General features: G+C 54.0%; 11 protein-coding genes. 4 read left to right on the top strand and 7 right to left on the bottom strand.

Annotation, left to right across the window (positions count from 1 at the left end):
* Positions 1-72 precede the first annotated feature (72 nt).
* The 6 genes from K5R88_RS07115 to K5R88_RS07090 form a co-directional block, all read right to left on the bottom strand.
* On the bottom strand, positions 73-855 hold the full coding sequence (locus tag K5R88_RS07115; RefSeq protein ID WP_226299533.1) for an ABC transporter substrate-binding protein: 783 nt from the start codon (positions 853-855) through the stop codon (positions 73-75).
* A 427-nt stretch (positions 856-1282) separates the two neighbouring features.
* Positions 1283-2437, bottom strand: coding sequence for an alpha-hydroxy acid oxidase (locus K5R88_RS07110; protein WP_223449530.1), 1155 nt, complete (start codon positions 2435-2437; stop codon positions 1283-1285).
* A 94-nt stretch (positions 2438-2531) separates the two neighbouring features.
* A complete protein-coding gene (locus K5R88_RS07105) occupies positions 2532-3449 on the bottom strand; it encodes a LysR substrate-binding domain-containing protein (RefSeq protein WP_226299532.1) in 918 nt (305 codons plus the stop codon).
* A gap of 379 nt (positions 3450-3828) precedes the next feature.
* Positions 3829-4470 (bottom strand): GntR family transcriptional regulator, encoded by a 642-nt coding sequence (locus K5R88_RS07100; RefSeq protein ID WP_226299531.1) that lies wholly within the window; start codon positions 4468-4470, stop codon positions 3829-3831.
* A gap of 41 nt (positions 4471-4511) precedes the next feature.
* Positions 4512-4715: a GntR family transcriptional regulator gene (locus tag K5R88_RS07095; protein ID WP_226300242.1), complete on the bottom strand. Its 204-nt coding sequence runs from the start codon at positions 4713-4715 to the stop codon at positions 4512-4514.
* A 118-nt stretch (positions 4716-4833) separates the two neighbouring features.
* Positions 4834-6150 (bottom strand): CitMHS family transporter, encoded by a 1317-nt coding sequence (locus tag K5R88_RS07090; RefSeq protein ID WP_192496250.1) that lies wholly within the window; start codon positions 6148-6150, stop codon positions 4834-4836.
* A 351-nt stretch (positions 6151-6501) separates the two neighbouring features.
* Here K5R88_RS07090 and K5R88_RS07085 point away from each other — a divergent pair, with 351 nt between their 5' ends.
* From K5R88_RS07085 to K5R88_RS07070, 4 genes are all read left to right on the top strand, one after another.
* Positions 6502-9108: an aconitate hydratase gene (locus tag K5R88_RS07085; RefSeq protein ID WP_226299530.1), complete on the top strand. Its 2607-nt coding sequence runs from the start codon at positions 6502-6504 to the stop codon at positions 9106-9108.
* A 28-nt stretch (positions 9109-9136) separates the two neighbouring features.
* On the top strand, positions 9137-10285 hold the full coding sequence (prpF, locus tag K5R88_RS07080) for a 2-methylaconitate cis-trans isomerase PrpF (protein ID WP_223449535.1): 1149 nt from the start codon (positions 9137-9139) through the stop codon (positions 10283-10285).
* 183 nt (positions 10286-10468) lie between these two features.
* Positions 10469-11182 (top strand): TerC family protein, encoded by a 714-nt coding sequence (locus K5R88_RS07075; RefSeq protein ID WP_226300241.1) that lies wholly within the window; start codon positions 10469-10471, stop codon positions 11180-11182.
* Positions 11179-11919 carry a transporter substrate-binding domain-containing protein gene (locus tag K5R88_RS07070; protein WP_192229335.1) on the top strand — a complete coding sequence of 247 codons (741 nt, stop codon included), beginning with the start codon at positions 11179-11181 and terminating at the stop codon, positions 11917-11919. The genes K5R88_RS07075 and K5R88_RS07070 overlap by 4 nt, the downstream gene beginning before the upstream one ends.
* A gap of 399 nt (positions 11920-12318) precedes the next feature.
* Here the strand turns inward: K5R88_RS07070 and K5R88_RS07065 are convergent, their stop codons facing one another.
* Entirely contained in the window at positions 12319-12687 is a 369-nt protein-coding gene (locus tag K5R88_RS07065) for a DUF6632 domain-containing protein (protein ID WP_226299529.1), read from the bottom strand.
* Between the last annotated feature and the right edge of the window lie 450 nt (positions 12688-13137).

Here is a 13137-nt window from a genome sequence, read left to right as displayed (position 1 = left end):
GGCGCTGCCAATTCAACGAAAAAGTGGCGCAATCACTAAGTTGAGAGTTGCGCCATTACCAAGGGGAAGTAATTAGTCGCCAAAGACGTCGAACTGGAAGTATCTATCCTGGACTACTTTATACTTGCCATTAGTCCGGATGGCTGCAATGGCTGTGGAGATCTTTTCAGCCAAGACCTTATCTCCCTTGCGCACAGCAATACCTTTACCCTCACCGAAGTAATTCTTGTCAGTGAAGGCCGGGCCTGCCAAAGCGAAGCCTTTGCCGGCGTCGGTCTTCAGAAAGCCATTATTGATGTTCACCGCATCCGCCAGAGTGGCGTCTAAGCGTCCTGCGGCCAAGTCTAAAAAGACCTCGTTCTGCGAGCTGTAACGCACCACTTCCACACCGGCAGGAACCAGGACTTGGCTTGCGTAGCGATCAAAGGTTGACGCACGTTGCACACCGACTTTCTTGCCTTTCAGATCAGTCAATGGATTGTTGATCACGGCACCTTCTTTCATCGCTAGGCGAGCCGGGGTATTGTAATATTTATCAGTGAAGTCCACCGACTTGAGACGTTCTTCAGTGATGCTTATCGATGACAGCACGGCATCGAACTTACGGACTTTAAGAGCAGGAATAAGACCGTCGAACTCTTGCTCTATCCATTGGCACTTGACCTTCATTTCTTCGCATAGGGCGTTCCCTATGTCGTAGTCGAAGCCGGTTATCTTGCCTTCCGAAGTCTTGTAGGCGAAGGGGGGGTAAGCTGCCTCGATACCTATGCGCAGAGGGGGCGTGCCATCGGCCATGGCAATCAATGGTGATATCAGAGACAGTGCCATGGCACCAATAAGTGAAGTTTTTCTCATTACGTGACTCCTTTGTAGAGTGGGATTTTTGCGGGCAGGAATAAGACGTAGCAATGCTTGCCTATAAAAAGGAAGGGCATTGTCCTCGAGTGTTTATTGTTTTTGTTTTTCTGAGTACCAACCCATTCGATGTGCGTGGTACTCCAGAAACTAATATTCCGTTTGCTGTTAAGATTACTTCCCTGGGAGTCTGTTTTTCGTATGTCTAAATCACTTCTTAAAATTAGCCGTGAGCTTATATTCTTGAAATTGATAAGGTGATTGCGCTGAGTTTCATGATCGAAATAATTTTTATCCTCTTTAGAGAAATGCCGAGGAGTAAACTAAAGTCGCTTCAGTTGAAAGCTCGGAGAATTACCCAGTGCTGTAAAATGGATGAAAAAGTTTTCACCGTAACGATACAAAAAAAGCAATTTTGATGTGTTCGTTATGGCGTCGGGTAGCTACCAGGCAACAGAATGTTGTGATTGATTTGGCTGATGTCGGTATAGCCACAAAGTGCCATTGTAAGATCCATCTCTTTGGCAATGATCTCCAGTGTTTGCCGAACACCCTTTTCCCCAGATGCACCAAGGCCGTATAGGTGGGCTCTACCGATTAGAGTGCCTTTGGCGCCAAGAGCCAGTGCCTTGATCACGTCCTGTCCGCTGCGGATACCGCTATCGAGCCAGACTTCGACCTGGTTGCCTACTGCGTCAACAATGGCCGGCAGCATCTTGATGCTCGAAGGTGCACCATCGAGTTGACGTCCGCCATGATTACTCACGATGAGTGCATCGGCACCGACCTTGACTGCCATTCGCGCATCCTCTACATCCAGAATGCCTTTCAATACTAGTTTTCCACCCCAGCGCTGCTTGACCCAGGCAATGTCGTCCCAGCATAGGCTCGGGTCGAATTGATCATACGTCCACTCAGCAAGCTGGCTCAGGTCATCGACGCCTTTGACGTGCCCCATGATGTTGCCGAAGTGGTGTCGGCGGGTGCCGAGCATTCCTTTGATCCAGCGGGGTTTGCTCAGCATGTTCAGGATATTTGCAGGGGTTGGCCGAGGAGGGGTGCTCAGACCGTTTTTCAGGTCTTTGTGCCTCTGGCCGCTGAGTTGCAGATCAAGAGTAAGCACCAGTGCATCACAACCTGCGGCTTTTGCTCTATCAATCAAGCGGCCGATAAAGTCACGGTCACGCATGATGTACAACTGGAACCAGAAAGGGGATCCCACCTCATCAGCAATATCCTCCAGCGAGCAAATGCTGACGGTCGATAAGGTGTAGCGAATGCCCGCCGATGCTGCAGCCCGAGCCGCAAGAATTTCACCGTCGGCGTGCATCATGCCAGCGAGCCCGGTCGGGGCGATAGCGACTGGCATTGCCATGTCGATTCCAAGCATCTTGGCTTTCAGTGAGCGGTTTTCGATGTTGCGCGCTACCCGCTGACGGAACTTGATCCGCGCAAAGTCACTTTCGTTTTCTTGATAAGTGCTCTCAGTCCAGGAGCCCGTGTCGACATAGTCATAGAACATTCTCGGCACACGCCGCTGAGCTAACAGGCGAAGATCTTCTACGCAAGTAATGATGGTCATACGGCCACTCCCCAAAAACATTGATGGGGATGCTAGCGGTTATGGAGCGAGTGGGCGGGGAAAAAAATGCGCGTCATCTAGGCGTTTTTTTCCGTTAGAGCGAGTGCTCCAATTGCATCTGGGCGCTGGATACCGCCTCGCAACAAATTTGCTTGAGCCAGGCTACGAACGCATCGGCCGCTACCGAAGGTTGAAGTACGCTCACTTCATAGTGAAAAGATGGTTTGCTACGAATCTTGCCTAAGGGTACCAACCTGCCATCAGCCAACCACGACCGAGCCAGCGATGGCCGAGCAAGTACCACCCCTTGGCCGTTCGCTGCTGTTTCCAACATCATGCCCAGGTCGAGTAACACTGGACCCACATGAGGTTCTGGCAGATCCAGTTGGGCCTCATTCAACCAAGGACGCCAAGGCTCCAGCGGTGAGCGTAGCAGGGGGAGCCGGGAAATATCGTCAAGCAAATGCAGCGAGCCGAACCTGGTAAGCAAGTCTGGTGCTGCCAGGGGCTGCAGTTGCTCGTCCAGCAGTCGGTGCTCTGGTTCTACCTTGGCGCTATCGCCACTGATATTGATATCCCATGTACCGCCGATGCTACGTGCCAGAGGCGCCGAGAGTTGAATTTGCAGATCTATGTTCGGGTGCGCCGCGCTGTGCTCTGGAAGACGAGGAATTAGAATTTGGCGAGCGAAGGTCGGTGGACAGCAGATGGTGAGCCGCTGCTTTCGCTGGGTCAGGCGGTTATGCATTGGGATTGCGACCAACTGTTCTAGTATCGGGGTGATCTGTTCAAGATAGGCTTGGCCCTGAGCGGTGAGTGTCACGGTACCGCCGAGGCGATTAAACAGTAGTACACCGAGAAGCTGCTCTAAGCCCGATACGCGCTTTCTGAGCGCGCTGCTGGTAACCGATAATGACTCAGCGGCTCGATCAAAAGACTCCATCTGTGCTGCGGCCTCGAATGCCAATAGGGCATCGAGAGAAGGGAGACGATAGTCGTTGAATCCGCTCATGCTTGCTCCCGAACATTAAAATTTACTACACCTTGATTGCTCCCGACCGACTCGTTTTTCGATGAGGAACCAAGCGAAGCAGTGTATACCGTTGGTTTTTCATGTCTCTTGTTATTGGCTCCCAAGCCCCCCTGATAAAAGCCGTCTGGCTGTCCTTGGTCGATGCGCCGGCTAGTGAGGTTGTGTTCAAGCGGACACGTTAGCCAGTACTCGCTCTGCTTGAATTATAAATGGTCTTTGTAGTGATATAGATCAATCTGTGTTTTGGGGGCCTGAAACCGACGATTAGCTAGAGGCTATCGTTTGGCAAAAGTCAGGAAGGGGTAAGCGAGCGCGACCTGTGAGGTCGCACTTGGCATGAAGTGAGGAGGGCAGGGGGTTATTCGAACAGAGAAGGATCTACTTTTTTACGTCGGGCCTGCTCCAGGTGTCTGCGCATCTGGTCTGCTGCTGCCAGCCGGTCCCCTCGTTCCAGGCAGTCGAGGATCGCGAGATGCTCTTCCGCCTGGCCTTTGCGTGGGGCTCGTGTGCTGGCTTGACGGTATTCTACCAGTCGACGCAATTGGTCGAGACGGCGGACGGTTTGATGCAGGAAGCGATTGCCGGAGCACGCCGCCAGTGTCTCGTGAAACAGTGAGTTCGCCTCAAACAGCTCCTGAGGAGTCATAGTCAGGTAACCACCGTTGGCAATGAACTCCTGTTGTTTGCGACAGGTAGCAAGCGTTTCACGATCTATTTGAAATGTGGGTGAGAGCAGGCCAGAGGGCTCGATGGTTGCGCGGAATGAATAGCTTTCTTCATACGCCTCGACTGAATCGATCATGGGCAGAAGCCGCCATCCTTGACCCGCGCGTTGTTCAATCCATCCTTCCTGCTGGATGCGTGAGAGAACCGCTCTCAGCGCTGCCCGAGACACATCAAACCGACGCATGAACTCAATCTCGGTAAACAGTTCGGGAAGCTGTCGGCTGAGACGTAATTCGGCAAACTTCAGGTAGAGCGGATCGTCACTGCTCTCCATGACTTCCGAGGCGAGGTCTACTAGATCGTCGCTGGAGCGGGCTAGAAAAAGCCTCGATTTCGGTCGTATGTGAGCATGCCCTTTTCGACCAAATGGCCCATGGCAAACTTGATTGGAGTACGTGAAACGTTAAGCGTTGCCGCCAGCTGTGACTCGACCAGGTGATGTCCTATATCGAAGCGTTCACGACGCACGTGAGAAACAATGTCACGCGCAATGCGTGCTTGCAGAGGACTTAGAGGCATTGGATCGAGAACCAAATAGAGCTGACCATGGAATCGCCATTCTAGCGTGTCGGTAAGCTTAACGGCAGAGACCATTTTTTTGCCTCTGCCGAGGTTTGTGTTGCTCCGAGCGCCTGTTTTATCGAACTTGGTAGAAGGGGAACGCCCCGAACAACAGGCCACCAGCGAGCAGGCCGAAGCTGGCAAAAATTGCCCACTTGAGAGCGAAGCGCTGGTGGTCACCCAGATCGACTTTTGCCAATGCGACCAACAGGTACAGGGACGGTACCAGCGGGCTCAGCAGATGGACAGGTTGGCCGACCACTGAGGCGCGGGCAATTTCAAGAGGCGTGATTCCATACTGAACGGCTGTCTGTGCGATCACGGGCAGAATGCCGAAGTAAAACGCATCATTGGACATGAAGAATGTGAACGGCATGCTGACCAATGCTGTGAATACGGCCAGGAACGGGCCGAAACTGTGTGGAATGACAGTGAGCAAACTTTTGGCCATCGCATCCACCATGCCGGTTCCAGACAGGATGCCTGTGAATATCCCGGCGGCAAAGATCAGCGCGGTGACGGCCAGCACATTCGACGCATGGGAGGCGATACGTTCCTTTTGGTGTTCGATACTTGGGTAGTTGATCATGATTGCCAGTGCGAAACCGACCATGAAAAGCACCTGGATTGGCATGGCCCCCGCGACAAGGCAAGCGATCAAGGCGAGTGTGAGAATCAGGTTTGGCCAGAACATTTTCGGACGGCGATGCACGTCACACTCTTCTGCCGATCCATTCCCCAAAGCCATCGATCCATGGTGAAAGTCTTCGAGATGAAGCACTCCGAGCGCGGCACGCTCTTTGCGACCCAGCACAATGGCCGTAAATATGAGGCAGGCCGCCCCCATCAGCATGGCAGGAATCATCGGTAGGAATATCTCAAGCGCATCGACATGCAGGGCGGCAGCGGCGCGCGCTGTTGGCCCACCCCAGGGTGAAATGTTCATGATGCCGCTGGCGATATTCACTACGCAGACCATACCCAGCACGTTCATACCCAATCGCTGGTAAAGCGGCAGAAACGCTGCACAGGCGATCATGTAAGTGGTTGAACTGTCGCCGTCCAGGGATACCAGCATCGTCAGCACGGCAGTGCCCACCAGAACCTTCAGTGGGTCTCCTTTCACCAGCTTCAAGATGAAGCGCACGAGCCCGTCAAAGAGCCCCGCGTCGATCATGATGCCGAAGTAAAGAATCGAAAACGTCAACATCACGCCCGTTGGTGCGAGGGTTTTTACACCGTCGAGCATCATGCCGCCGAGGCCCGCGTAATGGCCCCCGATCAAAGCGAAAACGATAGGTATCAGGATCAGCGCAATAAGCGCCGATAGGCGCTTTGTCATGATCAGGTACATGAAACAAATGACCATTGAAAAACCAAGGATTGTTAACACGGTCCTACTCCCACTTTTATTAGACGTATGTGGCTCTCGTCAGCCGCGTGGCTGTTCCAGATCCATGGTTATCAAGTCGAGGCTGGCTCGAAAAAAAGGGGAGTGAGGATGGAGCTGGGGCATGTGAGCTTGATCATGGTGAGCCTCGACTTTCTTATGTTTATTTTTTCTACCGTACCCAACCGGGCGCTGCGTCAGAGGAGCGACTGTGCACAGTAGAAATCGTTGGTTGGGGTACGTCCGATCTCGGGTTTGAGATGACTCGGACAAATCAACATTGATCTATATCGTGACAAAGTGCAATATGGTTCTCACAAAAACATTACCCGTACAGCCTGTGAGGATTAGCCAATGCCTAAATCAAAGGGTCGAACCGTTTCCGCCAACGGCATCGAGTACCGTGTAAGTGATATTCGGGGGGTTGTGACTGACCTGGGAGGTGACTACGCCAGGCTGCCCTATAGCCTGCGAGTTCTTGCCGAGAACGTTTTGCGTGGTGAGGGCGATCCTGAAGCCGCACTTAAAGTGATATGTGCCCGTTCCAAAGAATTCGACATCCCGTTCCGCCCGGCCCGGGTTGTGCTGCAGGATCTGCTGGGTACGCCAGCACTCGTAGACCTCGCTGGTTTGAGAGATGCCGTCGCGGAGAAAGGTGGTAATCCGCGCTTGGTGAACCCGGTGACCCCAACCCACCTCGTTGTGGATCACTCGCTCAACGTCGAACGCTGGGGCGATGCCAGTGCTCTTGCTGATAACGAGGCAATCGAGCGTGAACGCAATGCGGAGCGTTTCCAGTTCCTGGACTGGTGTAACAAGGCATTCAGCAATCTCTCCATCATTCCCTCGGGCAAAGGCATCCTTCACCAGATCAACCTTGAGCGTCTGACCACCGTTGTAGGTACTCAGCGCCGTGGCGACGAGCTATGGGCTTTCCCGGATACGTTGGTAGGTACTGATAGCCACACCACTATGATCAACGCCATTGGTGTGTTGGGCTGGGGTGTTGGCGGCATTGAGGCCGAAGCCGCGATGCTGGGCAAATCACTGATGCTGCGCCTGCCGGAAATCGTTGGTGTGCGCCTGGAAGGCACATTGCCTCAAGGCTACCTCGCGACCGATATTGCACTGGCGTTGACTGAACAACTTCGTAATGCAGGTGTGATCGGTTCCTTCCTTGAGTTCTTTGGCCCGGGCGTGCCACAGCTATCACTGGCAGACCGTGGAACCTTGTCGAACATGGCGCCGGAATTCGGTGCAACAGCAGCAATGTTCGCAATTGATGACCGGACGCTGCATTACTTGCGTATGACGGGGCGTGGCGGTCAGATTTCGGGACTGACGGAAGCGTATGCGCGGGCACAAGGTCTCTGGCATGACAGTCTTGCCGAGGCTGAATACAACCGTGTCGTAACACTCAATCTCAGCACTGTTGCACGCTCGATAGCCGGGCCTAAGCAGCCACACCAACGCATCGTATTGGGACAAAAGGCGCCTGCCACCAATCTTCCTGCCGGTCTGGACAATGGCTCGATAGTTCTCGCTGCCATTACCAGTTGCACCAACACCTCCAACCCAAGGGGAGTAATCGCTGCGGGGCTGGTTGCGCGTAACGCACGCAAGCGTGGACTGAAGAGAGCCCCCTGGGTGAAAACCTCGTTCGCTCCTGGCTCCATGGTGGTATCGGACTATCTTGAGCGGTCTGGCCTGAATGAAGATCTGGACGCTTTAGGTTTCAACCTGGTTGGCTATGGCTGCACCACCTGCAACGGTATGTCCGGCCCGTTGCTCAGCACCGAAATCGAAGACGAAATCCGTGCTCGCAAGTTGGAGACTGTGGCTGCGACTTCAGGCAACCGTAACTTTGAAGGCCGAGTCCACCCACTGGCGCGCGAAGTTTTCATCATGTCGCCACCGTTGATCGTCGCTTATGCGATTGCCGGCACCTACTTGATTGACCCGGAAAAGGACGCATTGGGTCTCGACGACAAAGGCGTACCGGTCTACCTGCACGAATTGTGGCCGAGCGATGAGGAGCTGACGCAAATCGAAGCAGATAATTTGACTGCCGATTTGTTCGACAAGGCCTACGAGGATGTTCCGCGTGAAGCAGGCTTGATCGCCAGCGATCTGCGCGCCGGTGTCAGCGACCAATATGCCTGGCAAGAAAGCAGCACTTACATCCGTAAACCTCCATATTGGAGCGAAGCGGTGACTGCGACAGACACCACCAAAGACCTCAGCAACATGCGTGTGTTGGCCATGCTCTCGGACAACATCACCACCGACCACATCTCGCCATCTGGCGCGATTCTTCCAGAAAGCGATGCGGGCCAATACCTGCAATCGCATGGCATCGCAGTACCAGACTTCAACTCCTATGGTACGCGTCGTGGCAACCATGAAGCGGCGCAGCGTGCGACCTTCGCAAGCCCTCGTTTGAAAAACGAACTGCTTGAAGATGGCCGTGAGGGCCCGTGGACGTTGCTTCTGCCCGAGAAAGAAGTCACCACGATTTTCCAGGCCGCCGAGATCTACGCACAACGTAAGCAGTCGCTGATCGTTGTCGCCGGTAAGGAGTACGGAAGTGGATCCTCGCGCGACTGGGCTGCAAAGGGCCCCCGTCTGTTGGGTGTTCGTGTGGTCGTGGCCGAAAGCTTCGAGCGTATTCACCGCACCAACCTGGCTGGCCTCGGCATTCTTCCGTTGCAGTTTGAGGGCGGTGTTTCTCGTCAGAGTCTGGGCCTGAATGGACGTGAAACATTCAGCGTTGAAGGCATCACCGCAGACTTCCAGCCGGGCGCAAAAATCACGCTGGTGATCGAACGTGAGAGTGGTGAGAAAGAGCGCGTCACGGTCGTGAGTCGTCTGGATACCTTCGAAGACGTCCGCTACTTCCGCAGCGGTGGTTTGCTGCCACAGCTTCTGATCGAAAGCATGAAGAACGCATCCGTTAACTGATGCACCGCTGATTCGTTGGAGTAAAAAAATGACCCAAAGACGTATTCCTGCCGTTTACATGCGTGGCGGTTCCAGCAAAGGCGTGTTTTTTCTTGACGAGAGCCTGCCACCGGCAGGTGCGGAGCGTGATGCGATCCTGCTTCGTGTGATTGGCAGTCCGGATGTGTATGGCAAGCAGATCGATGGGATGGGCGGCGCCACCTCCAGTACCAGCAAGGTTGTGATCATCGGTAAATCCACCCGTGATGACTGTGATGTGGATTACCTGTTTGGTGCGCCGGCGATTGAGACCCCTGTAATCGATTGGTCAGGTAACTGCGGAAATCTGAGCTCGGCGGTTGGCCCTTACGCGATTTCCGAAGGCTTGGTGGATGCACCTCGCGATGGCATGGCAGTTGTCCGCATCTGGCAAGCCAACATCCAGAAGCGAATCATCGCTCACGTGCCAATGCGTAATGGTGAGGTTCAGGAAGAGGGTGATTTTGTACTCGATGGCGTAGCTTTTCCTGCTGCCGAAGTTGTCTTGGAGTTCCTCAATCCCGGTGGTTCAGATGGCAGCATTCTGCCAACCGGAAATGCCATCGATGAATTGGACATTCCGGGCGTCGGTAATCTTGCAGTGACACTGCTGAATGCTGGCAACCCGACCATATTCGTAGACGCGGATAAGGTGGGCCTGAAAGGCACCGAAACTCAAGACCAGGTTAACGGTGATGCGCAGTTGCTTGCACGGCTTGAAATCATTCGCGCCCATTGCACGGTGGCCATGGGCTTGGCCGAGAGTGCGGAAGAAGCAACGCGATTGCGTCCTCATACTCCGAAGCTATGCATGGTTGCTAAACCTCAAGCCTACAAGGCAGCGGGTGGCAAACAGGTTGAGCCAGGTGATATCGACGTGATTGCCCGGATTCTCTCGATGGGCAAGCTTCACCATGCAATCACTGGCACCGGCGCTGTTGCTGTCGCAGTTGCAGCAGCACTTGATGGCACGTTGGTCAATCGCATCGTCGGCGACGTCAGAGATCGTCAGGTACGCATGGGACACACCGCTGGCAGCGTCGCTGTCGGTGCGAAAACCGCCTTTGTAGAGGGCGCCTGGACAGTCGAAAAAGCAGTCATGAGCCGCAGTGCTCGTCGACTGATGGAAGGCTGGGTACGCATCCCCGAAGTGGTTTGATTTGCCAGTGTCATGCCGAGCGACGCTCGGCATGAGCACACCTGATTCAATGTCGCATTTGACGTTGACAGACATTCAGGTGGACTTACTGAAAATGGCCATGTGATTAAAACCGGCAGCCCTGTTTGTATGATTTTCAAAACGACCTGACCGCCTGATTCGCAGAGACCTGGAATGCTTACTTTGATCGAACTACTCAACTCGCCAACGTTCTGGCTGGCAGTGGCGCAAATCATAGCCATCGACATCTTGCTCGGGGGCGACAACGCAGTTGTCATTGCATTGGCATGCCGCAAGCTCCCGGAAGCTCAGCGTAATCGCGCCATTCTTGGTGGCGCGCTGGGTGCCATAGTGCTCCGCATTGTGATGATTTTCTTTGCACTGCAATTGTTGGAATTGCCGTACCTCAAGTTCATCGGGGCAGCACTGCTTCTCTGGATTGGTATCAAAATGCTCGTTCCAGAGAAGGAGGATGCGCATGACAACCTTGCAGCCAGTCCTCGGCTGTGGGGGGCGATCAAGACAATCATTGTCGCTGATGCTGTCATGAGCCTGGATAACGTTGTTGCGGTCGCGGGAGCATCTAAAGGAAGCCTGGAGTTGGTGATCTTTGGCATCGTCATCAGCATTCCAATCATCATCTGGGGCAGCAAGCTGGTGCTCCATTTTATGGATCGGTTTCCATTGATCGTCACACTCGGGGCGGCATTGCTTGGCTGGATCGCCGGAAGCATGGCTGTCGGTGACATCAGCTTGCCAAGCCTCCCGTCATGGTCGCACTACGCAGCCGGGGTGGTCGGTGCGATGTTGGTCTTGATTGTGGGCATGCTCGTGAAGCGTCGTCAGCAAACTGATGGCGAGCTGTCTCCAGAGATTGAAAGAGGTGAACAGTTATGAGTTCTGATATTGCAGCTGTGCGTCGCGATTTGGCCCCTTATGGCGAACTGCGGGTAGCCATCAATCTAGGTAATCCAGTCCTGGCCCAGCGCGATGAAGCCACCGGCACTTTAGGAGGTGTATCTGTTGCGTTGGCAAATGCGTTGGCACAGGAGCTGGGTGTCGCGGTCAAGCTGGCTGCATACGATGCCGCTGGGAAGGTGTTTGCTGCCTTGGAGGACGGGCAGTGGGACTTGGCGTTCCTAGCTATTGAGCCAGTACGCGCGGAGAAGATCGCCTTTTCAGAACCTTATGTGAGTATCGACGGCACCTACCTCGTTCGTGAGCAAAGCCCTTACCAAAGTGCATCTGACCTGGATGCGCAAGGTCACAGGATTTCTGTAGGTCGTGGTGCCGCGTATGACTTGTATCTCACACGCACTCTTCAGAGAGCTGAGCTCGTCAGAGGGGAGACCTCAGCGAGCGCTATTGATCTGTTTTATGAGCAGGGATTGGAGGCAGCAGCGGGAGTGCGGCAGCCATTGGAGCGGTTTGCAAAGTCAGCTCAGGGAGTAAGGGTGCTGGCAGACAACTTCACCCAAATTCGCCAGGCGATGGCTGTTCCGAAGGCTCGGAGCATCGCAGCTGCGTACATTCAGGATTTTATAAGTCGTCGCGTAAAAGATGGCTTCGTGGCAAATGCGCTAGCCGAAAGTGGGCAACATGATGCGCGAGTGGCACTGCCAAAAGCGTACTAATCCAGACAGCATTTTTGCTCCAGTTTTCGGACATCGTTGTTCAGTGTTTGAAAAGTGAAGGCTCCAAGTGCGGCATCGAAGATTACCTTGAAATCAGATATTTCTGTTTTAGCGTGTAGTGATGAGGGTAAGCGTGGAAAGTAAAAGCCGGTTGAATTATCTCGGAGCGCCATTGGTGGGAGTCATCGGTGGTCTGCTGGCGAGTTGGGTTAGCTGGCCCTTGTTGCGCAATGTGATTCTCTGCAGGCAGTTTTTCAATCGCATATAGCGCGCAAGATCTCCCGCAGGTAGCTTGACCAAGGAATATCGGTGAATCGACTGCAAATTCGATAACAGCCAGTCGAAAATCGACAACCCGACAATTCCAAAAACGTGAGGGCGTACCCATTCGGCGGCCAATTACGAACGGGGCGTCAAGATGGCCAAGGCAACCGCCACGATGAAGAGCGCCGGCACGTCACCTGCCAAGTGCCCCATTTGCCCCGGCTGGGTGACCGCCTGGACGGCCATGATTCCTCCGTGTACGGCGCTAGACCACACGGTGAACCAGATCAGGCTCAGATTGGCTAATGGATCACGTGCGGCCAGGATCAAGAACACGCCAAGTGTGGCGTAGATGCCAACGATCATCATCGGGTAGTCCGAGTGACCGACGTGCCAGGCCCAGCCGGACGGCCAGAACAACATAAGTGGGTAGAGAGCAAGGCACGCGAGGCCAGCCAAAACTAGAACGACGCGCAAATACCTGAGGCGATCGGCTACGGTCATGGCGGACTTCCTCTTTGGGCCTAAGACCCCAAGTTGGGGTGATAACGCCTTCACAGGCTTGATGGATAACATTCCTTGTTCTGTCGTCTATTCCTGACCAGGCCGGGCATTGTGATAGTCGGGTAACCGCTGAAGGGGCTTATACACCAAGGACGGAAAGCCCAATCGGCTCAATCAGTTCCGGCAGTAGACCAAGCATAGCTACTCATTTGCTATCGCTCCGTCCACCGAACGCTTCTGGTCGATTGCTGCCTGTCACGAAGGGCAGAAAACGACCCGTAGCTGACATTCGAGATATTAGGCTTTGTGCGCGTGGCAATGGACGAAGCAGTGGCATTCTGCTAGCCAGCAATCTGAATCAAACTCGCATCAGAGACGACAGCCCTGCCAACTCTGGCTTTCGGGTAACGACTGCGGCGAGTTAAACGATCAATTTTGCGCAGTCGGCGC

It is taken from the genome of Pseudomonas sp. MM213, from assembly GCF_020423045.1.
GTDB lineage: Bacteria > Pseudomonadota > Gammaproteobacteria > Pseudomonadales > Pseudomonadaceae > Aquipseudomonas > Aquipseudomonas migulae.
Note: the sequence above shows the minus strand (reverse complement) of the source record. Positions and strands in the feature narration are given on the sequence as shown.

What these genes read in the sequence shown, in the direction of transcription:
- K5R88_RS07115 (WP_226299533.1), bottom strand. Translation starts at nt 855, where the DNA reads ATGAGAAAAACTTCACTTATTGGTGCCATGGCACTGTCTCTGATATCA.
- K5R88_RS07110 (WP_223449530.1), bottom strand. Translation starts at nt 2,437, where the DNA reads ATGACCATCATTACTTGCGTAGAAGATCTTCGCCTGTTAGCTCAGCGG.
- K5R88_RS07105 (WP_226299532.1), bottom strand. Translation starts at nt 3,449, where the DNA reads ATGAGCGGATTCAACGACTATCGTCTCCCTTCTCTCGATGCCCTATTG.
- K5R88_RS07100 (WP_226299531.1), bottom strand. Translation starts at nt 4,470, where the DNA reads ATGGAGAGCAGTGACGATCCGCTCTACCTGAAGTTTGCCGAATTACGT.
- K5R88_RS07095 (WP_226300242.1), bottom strand. Translation starts at nt 4,715, where the DNA reads ATGCCTCTAAGTCCTCTGCAAGCACGCATTGCGCGTGACATTGTTTCT.
- K5R88_RS07085 (WP_226299530.1), top strand. Translation starts at nt 6,502, where the DNA reads ATGCCTAAATCAAAGGGTCGAACCGTTTCCGCCAACGGCATCGAGTAC.
- prpF (WP_223449535.1), top strand. Translation starts at nt 9,137, where the DNA reads ATGACCCAAAGACGTATTCCTGCCGTTTACATGCGTGGCGGTTCCAGC.
- K5R88_RS07070 (WP_192229335.1), top strand. Translation starts at nt 11,179, where the DNA reads ATGAGTTCTGATATTGCAGCTGTGCGTCGCGATTTGGCCCCTTATGGC.
- K5R88_RS07065 (WP_226299529.1), bottom strand. Translation starts at nt 12,687, where the DNA reads ATGACCGTAGCCGATCGCCTCAGGTATTTGCGCGTCGTTCTAGTTTTG.